This is a genomic window from Bradyrhizobium sp. TM102 (assembly GCF_009176685.1).
Lineage (GTDB): Bacteria > Pseudomonadota > Alphaproteobacteria > Rhizobiales > Xanthobacteraceae > Bradyrhizobium > Bradyrhizobium ottawaense.
In genome coordinates this window covers 472,203-493,509 of the sequence record NZ_AP021855.1, presented here as the reverse complement: position 1 = coordinate 493,509, position 21,307 = coordinate 472,203, and the positions used below count along the sequence as shown (strand labels likewise).

Genomic DNA, 21,307 nt, shown 5'->3' with positions numbered 1-21,307 from the left:
GTCTCACTTCAGTGGCACGAAAACGTTGATCACGAGCTTGTCCTCTGCCGTCTTGAGTGGATCGGTGAGGTATTCCTCGATGAAGGTGTCCTTGGCTTCCAGTCTCTTGTCGTCGAGGTGATTGGTGATCGCCTCGTAGGTGTTGTCCATGTTGTCGTAGGAACCGCGATGGACGAATTTCAGCACCTTGCCCTCCGGCGACTTGCCGATGCTCATGTCCTTGGCAAGGTTCTTGGGATCCTGCTCGACCGGGATCTCGGCAAGGAAGGTGAAGCCGGTATCGTCGGTCGAGGTGTAGACGATCATCGCATTGCCGGCATGCTTGATGCCCTGCTTGTCCAGGAGCGTATTCAGCGCCTTGAAAGCGTCGATCAGCGTGTCGAAGGCCGAGTCCCAATTGGCAGTGCCCTTGACCATCACGACCTTCTTCCCCTCGAGCGTGGTTTCCAGGCCGAACGGATCGGCGGTCTGCACCGGGGCAGGTGTTGCGGCCGCCGCCGGCGGCGGGGCCGTGGGGCTGGGTGAGGCACTGGCTGCGGGCGAGGGCGACGTTGTCGGGGCCGGCGACGCGCTGGCGGCAGGCGACGGCGCGGGTGAGGCCGTCGCCGATGGGGCAGGCGAGGCGCTCGCGGCCGGGGCGGGAGAAGCCGATGGGGCCGGCGAGGGACTTGCCGAGGCCGCCGGTGCCGGGCTCGGAGTTTGCGCCAGAACCTCGGGCAGGCCAAGCGACAAGGCCGCTGCCGGGATCAGCGCGGCCAGAGCAAGACGACGAAACCTCATCATTTTTATTCTCCCCAAGGCCTTAACCAAGGCCCTTCATCAGCAAGACCTTGCCCACCAAGGCCTAATCCGGCTTGAGCCCGGCCGCGCATCCCGGTTCGCGACGAACTTTCGCCGTTCTAACACGTGGGTGCCAAATTCGTCCCATGACAGATGCGTCATGGCAGTCCTCCTGGCGCCCGGCGGCAAATCACTGGCCAAGCCGCCAAGGATCGCCATATAAGACAGGCGAAATTCGGGAATTTTCATGAGCGCGCTGGCCAACCACGCATTTGCCAAGATGAACGGCATCGGCAACGAGATCGTCGTTGTCGACATGCGCGATTCCGCAGCAAAGGTGACGCCGGACGACGCCCGCGCGGTGGCGTCCGCGAACGGTGGCGTGGCCTACGACCAGCTCATGGTGCTGCAGAAGCCGCGGCTCGACGGCACCGAAGCCTTCATCCGCATCTACAACAGCGATGGCTCCGAGGCCGGTGCCTGCGGCAACGGCATGCGCTGTGTGGTGCGGCGCATCTTCGAGAAGAACGGGCAGACCGCCGCGACGTTCGAGACGGCGGCCGGCTTGCTCAATGCCTGGCAGGGCCCGGCGCCCGATCTCTACACCGTCGATATGGGCGCGCCGAAGTTCGGCTGGCAGGACATTCCGCTGGCGGAAGAGTTCCGCGATACCCGCTACATCGAATTGCAGATCGGGCCGATCGACAATCCCATCCTGCATTCGCCCTCCGTGTTGAGCATGGGCAATCCGCATGCGATTTTCTGGGTCGACGACGTCAACGCCTACGATCTCGAGCGTTTCGGTCCGCTGCTCGAAAACCACCCGATCTTCCCGGAGCGCGCCAACATCACGCTCGCCCATATCGTCGATGACAAGCACATCACGATCCGCACCTGGGAGCGCGGTGCCGGCCTGACCAGGGCCTGCGGCTCGGCGGCCTGCGCCACGGCCGTCGGTGCGGCCCGCCTGAAGCGGGCCGAGCGCAAGGTCGAGATCACGCTGCCCGGCGGCAAGCTCGGCATCGAATGGCGCGAACGCGACGATCACGTGCTGATGACGGGCACGGCGACCTTCGAATATGAGGGCAGATTCGATCCGGCGCTGTTTGCGCCGGCCGCCTGATGGCCGTCGACGTCGTCACCTTCGGCTGCCGCCTCAATGCTTTCGAGGCCGAAGTGATCCGCCGCGAGGCCGAGGGTGCTGGCCTTTCAGACACCATCGTCATCAACAGTTGCGCCGTCACCAACGAGGCGGTGGCGCAGGCGCGGCAATCGATCCGCAAACTGAAGCGCGAACGGCCCGAGGCGCGCATCGTCGTCACCGGTTGCGCGGCGCAGACGCAAGCTGCGATGTTCGCCGACATGACCGAGGTCGATCGCGTCGTCGGCAACGACGACAAGATGCGCCGCCAAGCCTGGCGCGAGGCCCGCGATGCCTTCGATCTCGGCGCCGGCGAGAAGATCGCCGTCAGCGACATCATGGCCGTGAGGGAGATGGCGCCGCATCTCATCGACGGCTATACGAGCGGCCTGCCGCGCGTGTTCGTGCAGGTGCAGAACGGCTGCGACCATCGCTGCACCTTCTGCATCATCCCCTATGGCCGCGGCAATTCGCGCTCGGTACCGATGGGCGCGGTGGTCGAGCAGGTGCGGACGCTGGCCGAGCGCGGCCATGCCGAGATCGTGCTGACCGGTGTCGATCTCACCAGCTACGGCACTGACCTTCCGGGCGCGCCGAAGCTCGGCATGCTGACGAAGCAGATCTTGCGGCATGTGCCGGAACTCAGGCGCCTGCGCATCTCCTCGATCGATTCGATCGAGGTGGATGCTGATCTGCTTGACGCCATCGCCGGCGATGCGCGGCTGATGCCGCATCTGCATCTGTCGCTGCAATCCGGCGACGACATGATCCTGAAGCGGATGAAGCGGCGGCATTCACGGCAGGACGCGATCGTGTTCTGCGAGCAGGTGCGCCGCCTGCGCCCCGATGTCCTGTTCGGTGCCGACATCATCGCGGGTTTCCCGACCGAGACGGAGGAGATGTTTTCGCGCTCGCTCGATCTGGTCGAGGAATGCGGCCTGACATTCCTGCACGTCTTCCCCTATTCGCCTCGCCCCGGCACGCCGGCCGCACGGATGCCGCAGGTGGCGGGGCCGGCGATCAAGGAACGCGCGAAGCGGCTGCGGGCAGCTGGCGAGATGGCGCTACGCAAGCGGCTGCAAGCCGAAATCGGTGCCACGCGCGATGTGCTGATCGAGAGTGAGGCGCAGGGCCGCACGGAGCATTACCTGCCGGTGGCGATCGCTGGCGAGCGGGTGGGAAGCGTGGTGTCGCTGCGGATCGTTGGCGGCGATGGTGAGCGACTGACTACTTAGTCGGGCTACGGCGAGTTGGACGCGCTAAATCCCCAGCGTCGTCCCTGCGAACGCAGGGACCCATACCGCGTGATTTATCGGTTGCGGATGGTCGCAGTACCGAATTCCGAATCTTCGCCAAACGTCTCCCTGTGGTTATGGGTCCCTGCGTTCGCAGGGACGACACCGAGGGTGTGGATATGCCTGCCCAAAGAGCGCGCCCTACGACGCCCTGACCTGCCAGAAGCGCAGCGTCCGCTTTGCATTCTCCGGCGTCATCCGCGCAAAGTGCCCTTGCGCTCTTGCAAGATCGGCCGGCTTCATGGCGCCTGTGGCAAAGCGGCTTTCGAGCACGGCGGTCGTGGTCTCCCAGCTGAGCTGCGCCGCCTTGCACGGCACCAGCAAGCCGTCGTCGCGCAGGCTCTGCATCAGCGGGCGGATCACCTCGACGGTTGATCCGGACAATGCGGCCAGCGCTGCGGCGGTCTCTTCATAGCGCCGCTGCGTGGCGAAACCGAGCAGCGTCGCTTCGCTGAGCTGGCCGGTCGCCTTGAGCATTGCAATCGCCCGCTTGGCACCTTCGAAATCGCGGACGCCCGACATCTCGCGATCGACACCGACGGTGACGGCGGCGATCGCGCTCTGGATTTCCTCGAACAGATGCGGCGGCGCGCGCGACAGTAGGCGGGCGCGCACGGCATCGCTGGCCGAGCGCAGCAACCGGCGACGCAGCTCCGACGGCAGGTCGACGCGGACGCCGACGCTGACGGCAAGTTCGGGATCGGCCTCGGCTTGCCCGATTATGACGGCGAATCCGTTTCCGGAGACGCGCGCGCCGGGATTGGCAGCGAGCCGCCGGTTGACGCTGGGATAGCGGCGCGCCAGAAGTGCGTCGGTGACGATTTCCTTTAACCACCAGCGGCCGGCGATCGCCAGCAGATGCGGCTCGCCCTTGGATGATGCGATCTTCACCAGCTCGCCGTCGTCGAGGCGGGCGGATTCCTGCAGCACGGGACCGGCGATGCGGATCTCGTTATTGCTGGCGAGGCGGCGGATTACCGAAGGCGGTGCCTGCGCGATCGGCGCCAGCTGCGCGCTGATCTCGGCGAGCGCGATGCGTGCGCCCATGTCGGCAAGGGCGCGAAGCTCGATGGTGCCGATCAGGCGCTCGAGCACCTCGTCGAACAGCGCGATCTGCTCGTCGTCGAAACTGCCGGCAGAGGAGAGGAACAGGTCGGTGACGCGCCGGGCCGTTTCCAGGCCCTTTTCCGCCGAGCCTGCGCGAATCGCGGATTCGACCTCTTCGATGATCGATAGCTCGGCCTTGGACATCACGCCTGCTCATCCTGAGCGGTTACAGAAGCTTGTTCTAAGCAACCGTCATCATTAGCGCCGAGCGCTGAACGTTTCGTAAACCATGGGCGGAAGGCGAGTGCCGACCCTCATCCTGAGGAGCCCGCAAAGCGGGCGTCTCGAAGGATGGCCGCGGGCGAGATGCGGGCCTTTCTTGGCGGCCTGCTCACCCTGAGGGTCTAAAAGATTATTCCCCGTTCCAGCCGCAGGCGCGGAGCTTTTCGTGCATGTGGGGCGGGGCCGGCGCCACGACGCGGACGGGCTCCTTGTTCCGGGAGATCGGCACCACGATCTCGCGGGAATGCAGGTGCAGCTTTGGCTCGCCGAAACGCGGGCCGTTGCCGTAAATGTTATCGCCGAAGATCGGCCAGCCGGTCGCGGCCGAATGCACCCGCAATTGATGGGTCCGCCCGGTCACCGGTTCCATGGCCAGCCAGGTGAAACCGTCACCCCGGCCCATTACTTTCCAGTTCGTGATCGCCTTCTGTCCCTCAGGATCAGGCTTCTGCCACCAGCCCCGTTCGGCGTTGAGCCGGCCGAGCGGCATGTCGATGGTGCCCTCGTCCTCGGCGGGGCCGCCCTCGACCACGGTCCAGTAGGTCTTGCCGATCTTGCCATGCTTGAAGAGGAGGCCGAGCGAGGCCGTTGCCTTGCGGTGGCGGCCGAGCACGAGGCAGCCGGAGGTGTCCTTGTCCAGCCGGTGGGCGAGCACCGGCGGCCGCGGCAGGCCGAAGCAGAGCGCGTCGAACGAGGCCTCCAGATTGGCGCCGCCCTTGGGACCGCGATGCACCGGCAGGCCGGCCGGCTTGTCGATGATCAGCATCAGCCCGTCGCGATGGAGCACGCGGGCCAGAATTTCATCGGCCGTCAATTGGGGAACATCGAGCAATTGCAAGACTTTCGGTCAAGACTTTCGTTTGGCAGCCGGAACGGCTAACACACCCCCGCCATGAACGATACCACGTCAGATCCCCCCAAGCTGAGTTGGTGGCGCCGCCTGTCCAACGGGCTGAAGCGCACCTCGTCCTCGCTCGGGACCGCGGTCGCCGACCTCGTCACCAAGCGCAAGCTCGACCGCGCCATGCTCGACGACATCGAGGACGTGCTGCTGCGCGCTGATCTCGGCACGTCAGTCGCGGTGAGGATCGCGGACGCCGTCGGCACCGGACGTTACGACAAGGCGATCTCGGCGGACGAGGTCAAGGACGTCGTCGCCACCGAGGTCGAGAAGGTGCTGGCGCCGGTGGCAAAGCCGCTCGAGATCGATACGGCCAGGAAGCCGTTCGTGATCCTCGTGGTCGGGGTCAACGGCTCGGGCAAGACCACCACCATCGGAAAACTCTCGCAGAAATTCGCCTCCGAAGGCCGCAAGGTGATGCTGGCCGCCGGCGACACGTTTCGCGCTGCGGCGATCGAGCAGCTCAAGGTGTGGGGCGAGCGGACGAAGACGCCCGTGATCGCGGGCGCGCAGGGCTCGGATTCGGCGAGCCTTGCCTTCAACGCGCTGACGGCGGCGAAGGAGCAGATTATCGACGTGCTCCTGATCGACACCGCCGGCCGGCTGCAGAACAAGGCCGAGCTGATGAACGAGCTCGAAAAGGTCGTGCGTGTGATCCGCAAGGTGGATGACACTGCGCCGCATGCCGTGCTGCTTGTGCTCGATGCGACCGTCGGTCAGAACGCGCTGTCGCAGGTCGAGGCCTTCCATCGCACCGCCGGGGTCACCGGCCTCGTGATGACGAAGCTCGACGGCACCGCGCGCGGCGGCATTCTGGTGGCGCTCGCGGAGAAGTTCAAACTGCCGGTGCATTTCATCGGCGTCGGCGAAGGCGTCGACGATCTCGCGCCGTTCACCGCGCGCGACTTCGCCCGCGCCATTGCCGGAATCGAAAGCTGAAGAATGGACAAGACCCAGCCGCATCCGCTGTTCAAGCTGGCGACCGAGCTCGGGCCGCTGCTCGTGTTCTTCTTCGTGAACGCGAAGTTCAATCTGTTCGCGGCGACCGGCGCCTTCATGGTCGCGATCGTGGCGGCGATGGTCGCCTCCTATGTGGTGACGCGCCACATTCCGATCATGGCGATCGTCACGGGCGTGATCGTGCTGGTGTTCGGCACGCTGACGCTGGTGCTGCACGACGAGACCTTCATCAAGCTCAAGCCGACCATCATCTACGGCCTGTTCGCTGCGATCCTCGGCGGCGGCCTGTTGTTCGGCCGCTCCTTCATCGCCGTCATGTTCGACCAGATGTTCAATCTGACGCCGCAGGGCTGGCGCATCCTCACCCTGCGCTGGGCGCTGTTCTTTGCCGGCATGGCGGTGCTGAACGAGATCGTCTGGCGCACCCAGAGCACCGACTTCTGGGTGAACTTCAAGGTGTTCGGCGTGACCCCGTTGACCATGGTCTTCGCCATCGCCCAGATGCCGCTGACCAAGCGCTACCACCTCGAGCCGGCGTCGCTGGAAGCGAGCGAGGCGGACGCGGGGGATGTCAGGAAGGGGTAAGCTCTCGTGTCCCGGACGCGCGAAGCGCGAGCCGGGACCCAGGCTCTTTCCGGCAATGCGGCCGTGGTGAGATGGGCCCCGGCTCTGCAGCGCATCGATGAAGGATCGCTGCGCTGCGTCCGGGGCACGAGCTGCCTTACGAGCCCGCCCCCAGCGCCTTCTCCATCTGCGGCAACAACACGTTGCGCAGATTGTCCGGCGTGATCGGGCCGACCAGCTTGTAGACGATGGTGCCTTCGCGGCCGACGACGAAGGTTTCGGGCACGCCGTAGACGCCCCATTCGATCGAGGCGCGGCCGTTGGCATCCACGCCGACGCGACCGAACGGGTTGCCGTAGCGCCCGAGGAAGCGCCGCGCATTGTCGGACGCGTCCTTGTAGTTGATGCCGACGAGCTGGAAGCGCTTGTCCTTGGCGAACTCGGTCAAAAGCGGCGCCTCGTCATGACAGGGCACGCACCAGGATGCCCAGACATTGACCAGGCTGACCTTGCCCTTGAACGCGGCGGGATCGAGGCCCGGCACCTGCGCATTGTCGATCTGCAATCCCTCGAGCGGCGGCAGCGCCGTCTGCGGCGCGGGACGACCGATCAGCGCGGAGGGAATCCGCGAGGGATCGCCGCTGCCGAGCCGGAACCAGAACAGCAGCGCCAGTGCGATGAACGCAATCAGCGGCAGCACCATCAGGAAAGTGCGGCGCTGCGGCGCTGCGGAGGTCGATCGTTCGCTCATGATGCGTCCATGGCGCTACGGCCGGAGCGGCGGGTGATGCCGCTGCGGTCGAGCTCGCGCAGGCGCTGCGTCTGGTTGCGATAGTCGAGCACGATCCAGCCGATCAGGATCACGACCACGAGGGCCGCTGCGGCATAGGACGTCACGATGAAGGATGCATAAGGACCGAGCGACATCATCCTGCGGCCCCAATTTCTTTCGACGCGTTTTGTCCGCGCGAACCGGCGCCCATTTCGCTCGAGAATGCGACCCGGCTCGCCTGCATCATTTGCAGAGAGCGGACCCGGCGGCGCAGGATTTCATTGCGCATCGCCGCCAGATGCAGCGTGACGAACAGCAGCGTGAAGGCGATCGCCATCACCAGCAGCGGAATCAGGAACGATTTGTCGAGGGCCGAGCCGCCCATGCGCATCACCGAGGCCGGCTGGTGCAGCGTATTCCACCAGTCGACCGAGAACTTGATGATCGGCAGGTTGAGCGCGCCGACCAGGGTCAGCACCGCGGCGGCGCGTGCGGCGCGCGAGGGATCGTCGACGGCGCGCCACAGCGCCATCAGGCCGAGATACATCAGGAACAGGATCAGCACCGAAGTGAGCCGCGCATCCCACTCCCAATAGGTGCCCCACATCGGCCGGCCCCACAGCGAGCCCGTCAGCAGTGCGAGGAAGGTGAAGGCGGCGCCGATCGGCGCTGCGGCCTTGGCGGCGACGTCGGCGAGCGGATGCCGCCACACCAGCGTGCCGAGCGAAGCGATGCTCATCACGCCCCAGACGAACATCGACAGCCAGGCATTGGGCACGTGGATGAACATGATCTTCACGGTCGCGCCTTGCTGATAGTCGTCGGGCGCAAGCGCGATTTGATAGAGACCGATTGCAAGAAGGAGCACGGTCGCGGCCGCGAGCCACGGCAGGACCCGCGCTGTCAGCGCGAGGAACCGCGTGGGGTTGGCGAGGTCGATCAGCGTCATGGTACCCTGATAATCATCGGTGGCTGCTCAGGCAATCAGCACGAAAGCGAGGGACGAAAGTTGATCGGGGTCAAGGTCAGTCCCGCGCATCTCAGTCGAGCCCGTGCCGCAGGCTCGCTGCGGCTGCGAAGGGGCCAATCACGAGGCTGACCAAGGACAGCGCGCACAGGATCGAGAACGGTGCGCCGAACGACATCGGACCGACGATCACGGCCTGCGAGGCCGCAACCCCGAAAATCAGCACGGGAATCGACAGCGGCAGCACCAGCACCGCCATCAGCAGCCCGCCGCGGTGCAGGGTCACCGCCAGCGCCGCGCCGATCATGCCGGTGAAGGTCAGGGCCGGGGTGCCCGCCAGCAGTGTCAACGCCACCGCGCCGGTCGCGACCATGTCGAGGTTGAGCAACAGGCCGAGCGCGGGGGTTGCGACAATCAGCGGCAGGCCGGCGGCCAGCCAATGCGCCAGCGCCTTGGCGGCGCAGGCGAGTTCCAGCGGCGTCCGGCTCATCGTGATCAGGTCGAGCGAGCCGTCCTCGTGATCGGCCATGAACAGCCGGTCGAGGGTGAGCAGGCTCGCCAGCAGCGCGCCGATCCAGAGGATGGCCGGCCCCAGCCGCGACAGCAGCGCCAGGTCCGGCCCCACCGCGAACGGCATCAGCACCACCACGGTCAGGAAGAACAGCACGCCAATCAGCGCCCCGCCGCCGACGCGGAGCGCGATCCTGACGTCCCGGCGGACGAGGGCGGAGAGGGCGGTCATGGGATGCTCCCACCGTTCCGCAGGGGCGGTGTGCTCCCTCCCCTGCCTGCGGGGGAGGGTTGGGGAGAGGGTGCCTCGGCAACGAAGACTTCCCCAGAGGAGAGAACCTTCACCCGGCGCCATAGCCGATGCAAAGCATCAAGGAACGGCGGCCAAGGGCCGCCTATGCCGACCTCTCCCGCAAGCGGGAGAGGCAAGGGAGCCCGCAGCGACGGCTTCGTCTTGCGTGCGAGCGGGTCACTTTGCCGCTCGGAAAGCTGAGGGTCGTGTCGTCTCACGCCACACCCCCGATCCGCAGCTCCCGCGAATCGATCCCCAGCGGCGCATGGGTCGCCGCGACGATCAGGCCGCCGCGCGACAGGTGCTCGCGCATCAGGCCGCCGAACATGTCCTGTCCGGTCACGTCCAGCGCATTGGTCGGCTCATCCAGCAGCCAGACCGGGCGGCGCACGGTTAAAAGGCGCGCCAGCGACAACCGGCGGCGCTGGCCGGCCGACAGGAAGCCGGCGGGGAGGTGGGTGGCATGTTCGAGCCCCACCGTGGCGAGGCTCTGGGCGAAGTCAAAACGCTCTCCCCCAAGGAAATCGGCCCAGAATGTCAGGTTTTCGGCCACGCTGAGCGCAGGCTTCAGGGCATCGCGATGGCCGAGATAGTGGCACTGCTCCGGCAGCGTCATTTCAGCGTCGCCGCCGTCCAGTACGATCGTGCCGCCCGCCGGAACCAGCAGGCCCGCGATCAGCCGCAGCAGCGAGGTCTTGCCTGACCCGTTGCGGCCGACGACCGCCACCGCTTCGCCGGCGTCGGCCTCGAAATCGAGCCCGGCAAACACCTCGCGGCCGCCGCGCACGCAAACGATCCCGCGTCCAGACAGCTGCATCTTGCTTCGTACCACCCCGCTCAAAGCCGGGCCTCAGGAAAACTTGGGGTAGCGCATGGGAATTTTTGGCTCGCGAATGCTGCGGTACGATTGTGGCTGTGGCGGCGCGGTTAGAAAGCTTCTATAAGCCCGGAACTACTTGATGCAGCAACTCAACCTGCCCCTGCAAGCGGCCCAGCCTGATACGCTGACGGTGTTAAAATACCCTGCCGGGTATAACTAACAATTGGGATTCCTACATGACCTCGCTCGACAGCTTCAAATGCAAAAAGACCCTCAAGGTCGGCGCCAAGACCTATGTCTATTACAGCCTGCCCACGGCCGAGAAGAATGGTCTGAAGGGAATTTCCAAACTTCCCTATTCGATGAAGGTCCTGCTCGAGAACCTCCTGCGCAACGAGGACGGCCGCTCGGTCAAGAAAGAGGACATCGTCGCGGTCTCGAAATGGCTGCGCAAGAAGTCGCTGGAGCATGAGATCGCCTTCCGCCCGGCGCGCGTGCTGATGCAGGACTTCACCGGCGTGCCCGCGGTGGTCGACCTCGCCGCGATGCGCAACGCGATGCAGAAGCTCGGCGGCGATGCCGAGAAGATCAATCCGCTGGTTCCGGTCGATCTCGTCATCGACCATTCCGTGATCGTGAACTTCTTCGGTGACAACAAGGCTTTCGGCAAGAACGTCGCCGAGGAATACAAGCAGAACCAGGAGCGCTACGAGTTCCTGAAGTGGGGCCAGAAGGCGTTCTCGAACTTCTCCGTCGTGCCGCCCGGCACCGGCATCTGCCACCAGGTCAATCTCGAATATCTCTCCCAGACGGTCTGGACCAAGAAGGAGAAGATGACGGTCGGCAAGAAGACCGGCACCTTCGAGGTCGCCTATCCCGATTCGCTGGTCGGCACCGACTCCCACACCACCATGGTCAATGGTCTCGCCGTGCTCGGCTGGGGCGTCGGCGGCATCGAGGCGGAAGCCTGCATGCTCGGCCAGCCGCTGTCGATGCTGCTGCCCAACGTCGTCGGCTTCAAGCTGAAGGGCGCGATGAAGGAGGGCGTCACCGCGACCGACCTCGTGCTCACCGTGACGCAGATGCTGCGCAAGCTCGGCGTGGTCGGCAAGTTCGTCGAGTTCTTCGGCCCCGGCCTCGACAATCTCTCGGTCGCCGACAAGGCGACCATCGCCAACATGGCGCCCGAATACGGCGCGACCTGCGGCTTCTTCCCGGTCGACGCCGCCGCGATCGACTATCTCAAGACCTCCGGCCGTGCGGCGCCGCGCGTCGCGCTGGTGCAGGCCTACGCCAAGGCGCAAGGGCTGTTCCGCACCGCCAAGTCGGCCGATCCGGTGTTCACGGAAACGCTGACGCTCGATCTCGCCGACGTCGTGCCGTCGATGGCCGGTCCGAAGCGTCCCGAAGGCCGCATCGCGCTGCCGTCGGTCGCCGAAGGCTTCTCGCTTGCGCTCGGCACCGAGTACAAGAAGGCCGAGGAACCCAGCAAGCGCTTCGCCGTCGAAGGCAAGGACTTCGAGATCGGCCACGGCGACGTCGTGATCGCCGCCATCACCTCCTGCACCAACACCTCGAACCCGAGCGTGCTGATCGGCGCGGGCCTCCTGGCGCGCAACGCCGCTGCGAAGGGCCTCAAGGCCAAGCCGTGGGTGAAGACCTCGCTCGCCCCGGGCAGCCAGGTCGTGGCCGGCTATCTGGCCGATTCCGGTCTGCAGAAGGATCTCGACAAGGTCGGCTTCAACCTGGTCGGCTTCGGCTGCACCACCTGCATCGGCAATTCAGGTCCGCTGCCTGAGGAGATCTCGAAGTCGATCAACGACAACGGCATCGTCGCCGCGGCCGTGCTCTCCGGCAACCGCAACTTCGAAGGCCGTGTCTCGCCGGACGTGCAGGCGAACTACCTGGCCTCGCCGCCGCTGGTCGTCGCCCACGCGCTCGCGGGCAGCGTCACCAAGAACCTCGCGGTCGAGCCGCTCGGCGAGGGCAAGGACGGCAAGCCGGTGTACCTCAAGGACATCTGGCCGACGACCAAGGAGATCAACGCCTTCATGAAGAAGTTCGTGACCGCGTCGATCTTCAAGAAGAAGTACGCCGACGTGTTCAAGGGCGACACCAACTGGCGCAAGATCAAGACCGTCGAGAGCGAGACCTATCGCTGGAACATGTCTTCGACCTATGTGCAGAACCCGCCTTATTTCGACGGCATGAAGAAGGAGCCGGAGCCGGTCACCGACATCGTCGAGGCGCGCATCCTCGCCATGTTCGGCGACAAGATCACCACCGACCACATCTCGCCGGCCGGTTCGATCAAGCTCACCTCTCCGGCTGGAAAATATCTCAGCGAGCACCAGGTGCGTCCCGCCGACTTCAACCAGTACGGCACGCGTCGCGGCAACCATGAAGTGATGATGCGCGGCACCTTCGCCAACATCCGCATCAAGAACTTCATGCTCAAAGGCGCGGACGGCAACATCCCCGAGGGCGGTCTCACCAAGCACTGGCCCGACGGCGAGCAGATGTCGATCTACGACGCCGCGATGAAGTACCAGCAGGAGCAGGTGCCGCTGGTGGTGTTCGCCGGTGCCGAATACGGCAATGGCTCCTCGCGCGACTGGGCGGCCAAGGGCACCCGCCTGCTCGGCGTGCGCGCCGTGATCTGCCAGAGCTTCGAGCGCATCCATCGCTCCAACCTGGTCGGCATGGGCGTGCTGCCGCTCACCTTCGAGGAGGGCACCTCCTGGTCGTCGCTCGGCCTCAAGGGCGACGAGAAGGTCACGTTGCGTGGCCTGGTCGGCGACCTCAAGCCGCGCCAGAAGCTGACCGCGGAGATCGTCTCCGGCGACGGTTCGCTGCAGCGCGTTTCGCTGCTCTGCCGCATCGATACGCTGGACGAGCTCGACTACTACCGGAACGGCGGTATTCTGCACTACGTGCTGCGCAAGCTCGCGGCCTAAGCGCGAATTTGTGAACGGTGGCTCACCGCGACGTGAGTAGAAGGTTAAACGAAGGCGGCCTATCACAAGGCCGCCTTCGTGCGTTTGCGGCATGCTCCAGATGGGCCCGCCCGGCGGAAAACCTCCTTTCGGACGGTTGGCCTGGACGGTCGAGTGTGTCGCGCCCCGTAAGACTACGGTGACCATCCGGCGATAAGATCTCCCTTTCCACGAGCAATGGTGTGCGGCGTTCGACATGACAACAATGACGGCTTCTCATCTGGTTTCACGTTGGTCCGGTGCCCTCTGGTCGGGAGCTCTCGGCATCTGTGCGATCGTCGCCGTCATCCGTCCGGCGGAGGCCGATCCCCGCGCCGTCGTCGAATTGTTTACCTCGCAGGGCTGCTCCTCCTGCCCGCCCGCCGACCAGATCATCGGCGATCTCTCCAAAGACCCGTCGATCATCGCGCTGAGCATGCCGATCGACTATTGGGACTATCTGGGCTGGAAGGACACGCTGGCGGATTCGCGCTTCTCTGCACGGCAGCGTGCCTATTCGCGCATGCGCGGCGACCGCGAGGTCTACACGCCGCAGGTCGTAGTCAACGGCTCCACCCATGTCATCGGCAGCGATCGTGCCGGCATCGAGAGCGCGATCGGCAAGACTGACAAGGGCACGGGCGTGATGAGCGTGCCGGTGACGATGTCGCTCGCGGGCAAGCAGATCAACGTGTCGGTGGCGGCGAGCAACGAGCCGGCCGTCTCGCATGGCGAGGTCTGGATCTGCTCGATCGCCAAGTCGGTCCCGATCGCGATCACTCGCGGCGAGAATCGCGGACAGCAGGTCACCTATCACAACGTGGTGCGCAACCTGCTCAAGGTTGGCGACTGGACCGGGCGTTCAGAAAGCTGGACGGTGCCGATCGAGAACCTCACACGCGACGGCGTCGACGGCGCGGTGGTCTATGTCCAGGACGGCAGCCGCGACAAGCCCGGCACGATGCTGGGCGCGGCCTACACGTCGCTGCACTGATTTCAATTCTCCAGCGTCGTACTCACTGCCACTCTCATGGTGAGGCGCGCGCCCTTGCGCGCGTCTACCGGACGATGCTTCGCATCGCCGTGAGAACAATGCAGGCTCCGCTCACGCAGCTCGGCCTCGATCCTTCGAGACGCCGCGCGAAGGACGCGCGGCTCTCGGGATGAGGGATGAGATTGTTGGCGCTGATGAGAGAAGAATTTCGTCGTGTCAGAAACATCCCGACACAAACAAAAAAGGACCAACTTGCGTTGGCCCTCCTTGTCGCGCGTACAGACCCGATCCTGTTCGACCCCGGGGGGCTGGGGGCTGAGGAATCCGGAACCGAAAGGACCGGGTCAACGCACGTGAGTCTTTTCGCAATGCAGGGCGGCAGTCGCTAGGCGGAAAAGCGGCGAGAGTATGATTCCTGCTAACGATCCCGTGACGGTTTGCCGCGAGGGAGTTCCACCATAGCGTGTGCTCCGATTCGTAACCGATTCGACCGGTTGAATCAGGAGCCCCTTGCGGCGCTGGCCGGTTGGCGCAATCATGCAGCTGTCATGATCCAGGTTCCGGGGACGGTCTTCGCGGATTCGGGTCATGCCGTGCGATGAGGAAGCGCTCCATGAGTCTGTCGGAGGATACCGATCCGAGCGAGCTGCGCGCGGCGGCGCGCCCCGCCGCGGCGACGACGCAACTGAGCCGGGTGACGTTCAACCGGCTCGAGCTGCACCGTATTCTCAATCTCTACGGCCGCATGGTCGCCGACGGCGAGTGGCGCGATTATGCCATCGACTTCCTGAGGGATCGCGCCGTGTTCTCGGTCTATCGCCGTGCCTCGGAAGTGCCGATCTACCGCATCGAGAAGGATCCGCGGCTGGCGCGCAAGCAGGGCATGTACAGCGTGATCTCGGCGACCGGCCTGATCCTGCGCCGCGGCCACGAGCTGGAGCGCGTGCTGCTGGTGATCGATCGGAAGCTCGCGGTGGTATAGCCGCACAAACGGTGCCGTAGGGTGGGCAAAGGCGCGCAGCGCCGTGCCCACATCTTTCTCTATCGCTGGGAGATGGTGGGCACGCTTACGCTTTGCCCATCCTACGAGGCCTACTTCCCCGGCACCGTCTTCGCGCCCTCGCCGAGGTCGCGCTGCATCATCACCGTATCGAGCCAGCGTCCGAATTTCAGCCCGACATTGGGATGCGTGCCGATCATCTTGAAGCCGCCCCTGGTGTGCACGCCGATCGAGCCGGCATTGGCGGAATCGCCGATCACCGCGATCATCTGGCGGAAGCCGCGCGCCTCGCATTCGGCGACCAGCCGCTCCAGCAGCTTTGATCCGACACCGCGGCGGTGGAAAGAGGGATCGAGATAGATCGAGTTCTCGACCGTGAAGCGGTAGGCCGGGCGCGGGCGGTAGGCGCCGGCATAGGCATAGCCGGCCACGCGGCCGTCGAGGATGGCGACGAAATAGGGATAGCCGCCGTCGACCAGTGCGCGATAGCGGCGAGTCATCTCCACGAGGTCAGGCGGCTCCAGCTCGAACGTCGCGGTGCCCTCGCGGACGGCCTGCTGGTAGATGGCGGTGATGGCGGGAAGGTCGGCCTCGGTTGCAGGCCTGATTTCAGGTTCGGACATGGGGCAAGATTAGAGCCTTCCCGCTTCTGCTGAAAGGGGCAACTGTGTTGCCACACCCGTCATTGCGAGCGCAGCGAAGCAATCCAGAAATGCATCCGCGGAGGGACTCTGGATTGCTTCGTCGCAAGGGCTCGCAATGACGAGGAGAGGCCAAGGCTCAAACAAAAACCCCGGCCTTTCGGCCGGGGTTCGTGTCCGTTCGTCCTGGTCTATCGCTTAGTCGCGCTGGCCGAGGAGCTGCAGCAGCAGCGTGAACAGGTTGATGAAGTTCAGGTACAGCGACAGTGCGCCGGTGATGGCCGCACGCTCTGCGATGTCCCCGCCGGCCGAGGCGTAGCCGTAGATGTAGTCGTTCTTCAGCCGCTGGGTGTCCCAGGCGGTGAGGCCTGCGAACACCAGCACGCCGACCACCGACACGATGAACTGCAGCATCGAGCTCGCCAGGAACAGGTTCACCAGGCTCGCGATGATGATGCCGATCAGGCCCATGAACAGGAACGAGCCCATGCCGGTCAGGTCACGCTTGGTGGTGTAGCCATAGAGGCTCAGCGCGCCGAATGTGGCCGCGGTGATGAAGAACACCCGCACGATCGAGGTGTGCGTGAACACCAGGAAGATCGACGACAGCGAGATACCCATCAGCGCCGCGAACACCCAGAACAGGATCTGGGCGGTCGAGGGAGCGAGACGGTTGATGCCCGCCGAGATCACGAACACCATGGCGAGCGGCGCCAGCATGAACAGCCATTTCAGCGGGCTGACGAACATCGCGTAGCCGAACGGCGTCAGGAACAGCTTGCCGACGCGGACGGCGTCCGCGGTCGGGACATCAGTCACGGCAGCCATGTAGACGCCGAGCGCGGCAAGGCCAGTGATGGCCAGGCCGATGCTCATGTAGTTGTAGATGCGCAGCATATAGGCGCGCAGGCCGGCATCGACCGTCGCGGCGTCAACACGCCCGGCGGCCCTGCCGAAAGGAGAAGCGTAGTTACGGTCTAGGTCCGACATGGTCGAATTCCCGTTGGTTGGTCCGGTCCGGCACGAGGGTCGCCATGCCGCCGGTTCGTCAAACTCTATCTCGGATACCGACGCCAACCGACTAAATTTTGGCTAACAATCGGGGCTCCGAACCCATTCGATATGTGGGAAACTAACACATTCGCTGCAACCTTCCACGCGCGGCTGAATGTCGCCCTTGGCGGCAATCCTGACGCGAACCTGACGAGCAGTCGTGGTTAATCGCAGAAATCGTGCGATTTCGCTCTCGTGCGGCCATCCGCTACATTTTGTCACAAATTCCGCAGCACCGTGGCGGGCTTTTTGTTCAACGCCAGCAGCGTGCCCGCGAGCCCGAGCCCGACGGTAACGACGAGCGCGGCCGCGACCACGCCGGCCGCGCTGCCGGCCTGCCAGACGAAACTCAGTGTCATCAGCCGCGTCACGATCATCCAGGCCGCGATGCTGCCGGAGATCACGCCGAACACCGCGGTCGCGAGCCCGATCAGGAGGTATTCGAGCGCATAGGCGCCGAGCAGCCGCAGCCGCGTCGCGCCCAGCGTCTTCAGGATCACCGCATCGTAGACCCGGTGGCGATGGCCGGCGGCGAGCGCGCCGCCGAGCACCAGGATCGCCGAGATCAGGGTCACGGCGCTGGCACCGCGGATCGCCAGCGCCAGATTGGTCACGACAGAGCCGACCGTCTCCATCACCTCGCGCACGCGTACGCTCGTCACCATCGGATAAGCGTCGGCGACCTGCTTGATGATCTTGCCGTCGCCTGCCGCAGTTCCGCCCGTTTCCGTCAGCGTCGCGATGTGGGTGTGGGGGGCGCCCTTGAAGGCGTTCGGCGAGAACACCAGAACGAAGTTGATGCCCATCCCCTGCCAGTCGATGGTGCGCAGATTGCCGATCTTGGCCGGGATGTCGCGGCCAAGCACATTGACCACGACCTCGTCGCCGAGCTTGAGGCCGAGCCCGTCGGCGATCTTCTTTTCCATCGAGACCAGCGGCGGGCCGGAATAATCGGCGCTCCACCATTCGCCCTCGACCACCTTGGAGCCTTTCGGCAGCTCGCCGGTATAGGTCAGGCCGCGGTCGCTCTGCAGCACCCACTCCGAATCGGTGGTCGGCTTGAGCTCCTCGGCGCGCACGCCGCGCGCGGCGACGATGCGCCCGCGCAGCATCGGTACGTCCTCGACCGTTGCGCCCGGCGCGATCCGGCGCAGATAACCGTCGAACTGCTCGGCCTGCGTGCTCGGGATGTCGATGAAGAAGAAGGACGGCGCGCGGTCCGGCAGTGCTGCCAGGAACTGCCGGCGCAGATTGCCGTCGATCTGGGTGATGGTGACGAGCACGGCGAGCCCGAGCCCCAGCGACAGCACCACCGAGGGCGTCAGCGCGCCCGGCCGGTGGATGTTGGCGATCGCCAGCCGCAGCATCGGCAGCCGCGTCCGCGGCAGCCGCCTCGCGATGGCCATCAGCAGGGCGGCGATGCCGCGCAGCAGGGCGAACACGACGACCGAGGAGGCCACGAACACCGCCGCGATGCGCTTGTCGAACGACAATCCGATCACGACCGCGATCAGCAGCGCGATCACGACGGCCATGAACACGAGATAGCCCGCGCGCGGCCGATGCCATTCCGAGCTGATGGTGTCGCGGAACAGCGCGGCCACCGGCACGTCGTGGACGCGCCCGAGCGGCCACAGGCCGAAGGCGAGCGCGGTCAGGAGGCCATAAACGAAGGACAGCGCGAGTTCGTCGGCATGCACGGCCGGCACCACCGGCAGCGGCAGCAGCTTGCCGAACAGGCCGACGATCGCGAACGGCATCGCGGCGCCGAGCGCAAGGCCGATGATCGAGCCGATGCCCGCGAGCAGGAGAACCTGCGCGAGATAGATGCCGAACACGTCGCGCCCGGTGGCGCCCACGGCCTTGAGGGCCGCGATCACTTCGAGCCGGCGGTCGATATGGCTCTTCACGGCATTGGCGACGCCGACACCGCCGACCAGCAGCGCGGCAAGGCCGACCAGCGTCAGGAACTGCGTGAAGCGGTTGATGTTGCGTTCGAGCTGCGGCGAGGCGTTGGAGCGGCTGCGGATCTCCCAGCCCGCCTGCGGCGCGGCGCTCCGCGCGTCCGCGATGAAGGCTTCGGTGGCGCGCTCGTTGTTCGCCGTATCAGGCAACTTCACCCGGTAGACCCAGCGCACCAGGCTGCCGGGCTGGATCAGGCCGGTGGCGCGCAGGCCCGCCTCGCTGATCAGGAAGCGCGGTCCGAAGCCGATGCCGCCGGCGAGCTTGTCGGGCTCGGCTTCGACGGTCGAGCGGATCTGGAAGCTCGCGGAGCCAATGGTGACGCGGTCGCCGGTCTTGAGCGAGAGCCGCGCCAGCAGCGTCGGATCGGCGGCGGCGCCGAACGCGCCGTCGCGCTCTGCGAGCAGGTCGGACATCGCCAGCTGTGGCGCCAGCGTCAGCTGGCCCAGCATCGGATAGGTGTCGTCGATCGCCTTCATCTCGACCAGTGCGAGCTGGCCATCGGCCGCGCGCGCCATGCCGCGCAAGGTCGCGGCGGTCGAGACCGTGCCGCGCGAGCGCAAGAAGGCGACCTCTTCAGGTTTCGCCTCGCGCTGGAACAGCACGAAGGAGACGTCGCCGCCGAGCAGCGTGCGGCCCTCGCGGGCCAAGCCGTCGGAGAGGCTCGCCGACACCGAGCCGACGCCGGCGATCGCCATCACGCCGAGCGCGATGCAGGCGATGAAGACATAGAAACCGCGCAGGCCGCCGCGCAATTCGCGCAGCGCGTAACGCAGCGACAGTGTGACGCCGTTTGGCTTCGCGAACGGTTCGGCCGAGGCGCTCATGCCGGCGCAGACTGCGTGTCGATGCGGCCCGAACGCAGGCGGATCACGCGGTCGCAGCGATGCGCGAGCGAGGAATCGTGCGTGACCAGCACCAGCGTCATGCCGCGCTCGGCGTGCTTGCTGAACAAGAGGTCGACGATCTGCTTTCCCGTGGCCTCATCCAGATTGCCGGTCGGCTCGTCCGCGACCAGGATGGCGGGATCGGGCGCCAGCGCGCGGGCGAGCGCGACGCGCTGCTGCTCGCCGCCGGACAATTGCGTCGGATAGTGATGCAGGCGGTCGCCGAGCCCGACCGATTGCAGCTCCTCTGCCGCGCGCTTTGCGGCATCGGGATTGCCGGCGAGCTCCAGCGGCACCGCGACGTTCTCCAGCGCCGTCATGGTCGGGATCAGATGAAAGGACTGGAAGACGATGCCGACCTGGCGGCCGCGGAAGCGGGCCAGCGCGTCCTCGTCGAGGGCATTGAAAGGCGTGCCCGATACCACCACCTCTCCGCTATCAGGACGCTCCAGCCCCGCCATCACCATCAGCAGCGTGGATTTGCCCGAGCCTGACGGGCCGATCAGGCCGATCGTCTCGCCCGAGGCGACCCGCAGGCTGATATCCTTGAGGATGTGAACGCGTGCCGCGCCCGTGCCCAATGAGAGATTGACGTTGGAGATGGCGATGGTGTCCGCGGCAGCGGTGAGCGAAGAGGGTTCGATGCGAGTGTCCATGGTCCGGTCATATGGCAACTCCGCTAGCGCGGTCGAGGGGCGTTACGGATTGTTCATGCACATAGCCGTGTTGATGCTCGGTTTGATGACGATCGCGACAGTGCCGTCGTTGCAGGCCCAGCCGGCGGCCAAGCCGGTCAGGCTCGTGGTCCTCGGCGATTCCTTGAGTGCGGGCCTTGGCCTTTCGGCCCAGGATGCGTTCCCGGCCAAGCTCAAAAAGTCTTTACAGGACAAAGGTATAGCCGTCGACATGACCAATGCCGGCGTGTCCGGCGACACCTCCTCGGGTGGCCGCGACCGGCTCGACTGGTCGGTCCCCGACGGAACCGACGGCGTCATCGTCGAGCTCGGCGCCAACGACGCCCTGCGCGGCATCGATCCCGATTTGACGCGCGCCGCATTGACCGACATCGTCCAGCGGCTGAAGGCGCGCAAGATCGCGGTGATGCTGTGCGGCATGCTGGCGCCGCCGAATTACGGCGCCGATTATGCCGCGCGCTTCAATTCGATTTATCCGGACCTGGCAAAGAAATTCGACGTGCCGCTCTATCCGTTCTTTCTCGACGGCGTTGCGGCCGACGCCAAGCTCAACCAGGCCGACGGCATTCATCCGACTGCTGAAGGCGTCGACATCATCGTCGGCAACATCATGCCCACCGCGGAGGCATTCCTTGGCGCGATCACTGAGCAACGCCGTTGAAAAGCAGGCAGCGCCAAGCCTCATACCCAGGGTTTTACCGGGGTGAGCCGCGCGATGCTTCGCAGAGTCACACAAACGCGATAGGAATCAGGGTACCGGTGATTCGTC

20 protein-coding genes are annotated in these 21,307 nt (G+C 65.4%); 8 read left to right on the top strand and 12 right to left on the bottom strand.

The window, feature by feature from the left end:
- Window positions 1-3 precede the first annotated feature (3 nt).
- Window positions 4-783: a GyrI-like domain-containing protein gene (locus GDN70_RS02295; protein WP_038949847.1), complete on the bottom strand. Its 780-nt coding sequence runs from the start codon at window positions 781-783 to the stop codon at window positions 4-6.
- A 244-nt stretch (window positions 784-1,027) separates the two neighbouring features.
- Here GDN70_RS02295 and dapF point away from each other — a divergent pair, with 244 nt between their 5' ends.
- Both dapF and mtaB read left to right on the top strand, forming a co-directional pair.
- Window positions 1,028-1,903: a diaminopimelate epimerase gene (gene dapF, locus GDN70_RS02290; RefSeq protein ID WP_038949848.1), complete on the top strand. Its 876-nt coding sequence runs from the start codon at window positions 1,028-1,030 to the stop codon at window positions 1,901-1,903.
- Entirely contained in the window at window positions 1,903-3,156 is a 1,254-nt protein-coding gene (mtaB, locus tag GDN70_RS02285) for a tRNA (N(6)-L-threonylcarbamoyladenosine(37)-C(2))-methylthiotransferase MtaB (RefSeq protein ID WP_038949849.1), read from the top strand. Before dapF ends, mtaB begins: the two co-directional genes overlap by 1 nt.
- Window positions 3,157-3,357: 201 nt before the next feature.
- Here mtaB and GDN70_RS02280 read toward each other — a convergent pair whose 3' ends face one another.
- Window positions 3,358-4,467: a DUF2336 domain-containing protein gene (locus GDN70_RS02280; RefSeq protein ID WP_038972625.1), complete on the bottom strand. Its 1,110-nt coding sequence runs from the start codon at window positions 4,465-4,467 to the stop codon at window positions 3,358-3,360.
- Between the two features lie 208 nt (window positions 4,468-4,675).
- A complete protein-coding gene (locus GDN70_RS02275; protein ID WP_028139239.1) occupies window positions 4,676-5,377 on the bottom strand; it encodes an RluA family pseudouridine synthase in 702 nt (233 codons plus the stop codon).
- Window positions 5,378-5,437: 60 nt separating this feature from the next.
- Here GDN70_RS02275 and ftsY point away from each other — a divergent pair, with 60 nt between their 5' ends.
- Together ftsY and GDN70_RS02265 are read left to right on the top strand one after the other, a co-directional pair.
- Entirely contained in the window at window positions 5,438-6,385 is a 948-nt protein-coding gene (gene ftsY, locus GDN70_RS02270) for a signal recognition particle-docking protein FtsY (protein WP_038949854.1), read from the top strand.
- A 3-nt stretch (window positions 6,386-6,388) separates the two neighbouring features.
- Window positions 6,389-6,991 (top strand): septation protein A, encoded by a 603-nt coding sequence (locus tag GDN70_RS02265; RefSeq protein ID WP_028139237.1) that lies wholly within the window; start codon window positions 6,389-6,391, stop codon window positions 6,989-6,991.
- Window positions 6,992-7,127: 136 nt separating this feature from the next.
- On the opposite strand, the gene GDN70_RS02260 is transcribed toward GDN70_RS02265, so the two are convergent.
- From GDN70_RS02260 to ccmA, 5 genes are all read right to left on the bottom strand, one after another.
- On the bottom strand, window positions 7,128-7,721 hold the full coding sequence (locus GDN70_RS02260) for a DsbE family thiol:disulfide interchange protein (RefSeq protein WP_038949856.1): 594 nt from the start codon (window positions 7,719-7,721) through the stop codon (window positions 7,128-7,130).
- A complete protein-coding gene (ccmD, locus tag GDN70_RS02255; RefSeq protein WP_038949857.1) occupies window positions 7,718-7,897 on the bottom strand; it encodes a heme exporter protein CcmD in 180 nt (59 codons plus the stop codon). The genes GDN70_RS02260 and ccmD overlap by 4 nt, the downstream gene beginning before the upstream one ends.
- Window positions 7,897-8,691 carry a heme ABC transporter permease gene (locus GDN70_RS02250; protein WP_028139235.1) on the bottom strand — a complete coding sequence of 265 codons (795 nt, stop codon included), beginning with the start codon at window positions 8,689-8,691 and terminating at the stop codon, window positions 7,897-7,899. Before GDN70_RS02250 ends, ccmD begins: the two co-directional genes overlap by 1 nt.
- Window positions 8,692-8,782: 91 nt before the next feature.
- A complete protein-coding gene (gene ccmB, locus GDN70_RS02245) occupies window positions 8,783-9,451 on the bottom strand; it encodes a heme exporter protein CcmB (RefSeq protein WP_097669018.1) in 669 nt (222 codons plus the stop codon).
- 274 nt (window positions 9,452-9,725) lie between these two features.
- Complete coding sequence (gene ccmA, locus GDN70_RS02240; RefSeq protein ID WP_038972619.1) at window positions 9,726-10,328, bottom strand: heme ABC exporter ATP-binding protein CcmA; 603 nt, start codon at window positions 10,326-10,328, stop codon at window positions 9,726-9,728.
- Between the two features lie 239 nt (window positions 10,329-10,567).
- On the opposite strand from ccmA, the gene acnA reads away from it, so the two are divergent.
- From acnA to GDN70_RS02225, 3 genes are all read left to right on the top strand, one after another.
- Window positions 10,568-13,288 (top strand): aconitate hydratase AcnA, encoded by a 2,721-nt coding sequence (acnA, locus tag GDN70_RS02235; RefSeq protein WP_028139232.1) that lies wholly within the window; start codon window positions 10,568-10,570, stop codon window positions 13,286-13,288.
- A gap of 235 nt (window positions 13,289-13,523) precedes the next feature.
- Entirely contained in the window at window positions 13,524-14,300 is a 777-nt protein-coding gene (locus GDN70_RS02230) for a thioredoxin family protein (RefSeq protein WP_028139231.1), read from the top strand.
- A 613-nt stretch (window positions 14,301-14,913) separates the two neighbouring features.
- On the top strand, window positions 14,914-15,282 hold the full coding sequence (locus tag GDN70_RS02225) for a DUF2794 domain-containing protein (RefSeq protein WP_028139230.1): 369 nt from the start codon (window positions 14,914-14,916) through the stop codon (window positions 15,280-15,282).
- Between the two features lie 110 nt (window positions 15,283-15,392).
- Here GDN70_RS02225 and GDN70_RS02220 read toward each other — a convergent pair whose 3' ends face one another.
- The 4 genes from GDN70_RS02220 to GDN70_RS02205 all read right to left on the bottom strand — a co-directional run bounded on the left by GDN70_RS02220 (window position 15,393) and on the right by GDN70_RS02205 (window position 20,499).
- Window positions 15,393-15,923, bottom strand: a complete 531-nt coding sequence (locus GDN70_RS02220) for a GNAT family N-acetyltransferase (protein ID WP_028139229.1) — start codon at window positions 15,921-15,923, stop codon at window positions 15,393-15,395.
- 216 nt (window positions 15,924-16,139) lie between these two features.
- On the bottom strand, window positions 16,140-16,931 hold the full coding sequence (locus GDN70_RS02215; RefSeq protein ID WP_028139228.1) for a Bax inhibitor-1/YccA family protein: 792 nt from the start codon (window positions 16,929-16,931) through the stop codon (window positions 16,140-16,142).
- Between the two features lie 281 nt (window positions 16,932-17,212).
- A complete protein-coding gene (locus tag GDN70_RS02210) occupies window positions 17,213-19,783 on the bottom strand; it encodes an ABC transporter permease (RefSeq protein WP_152102106.1) in 2,571 nt (856 codons plus the stop codon).
- Window positions 19,780-20,499 carry an ABC transporter ATP-binding protein gene (locus GDN70_RS02205; RefSeq protein WP_152102105.1) on the bottom strand — a complete coding sequence of 240 codons (720 nt, stop codon included), beginning with the start codon at window positions 20,497-20,499 and terminating at the stop codon, window positions 19,780-19,782. Before GDN70_RS02205 ends, GDN70_RS02210 begins: the two co-directional genes overlap by 4 nt.
- A 55-nt stretch (window positions 20,500-20,554) precedes the next feature.
- Here GDN70_RS02205 and GDN70_RS02200 point away from each other — a divergent pair, with 55 nt between their 5' ends.
- Window positions 20,555-21,199: an arylesterase gene (locus GDN70_RS02200; RefSeq protein ID WP_173015930.1), complete on the top strand. Its 645-nt coding sequence runs from the start codon at window positions 20,555-20,557 to the stop codon at window positions 21,197-21,199.
- Window positions 21,200-21,307: the final 108 nt, after the last annotated feature.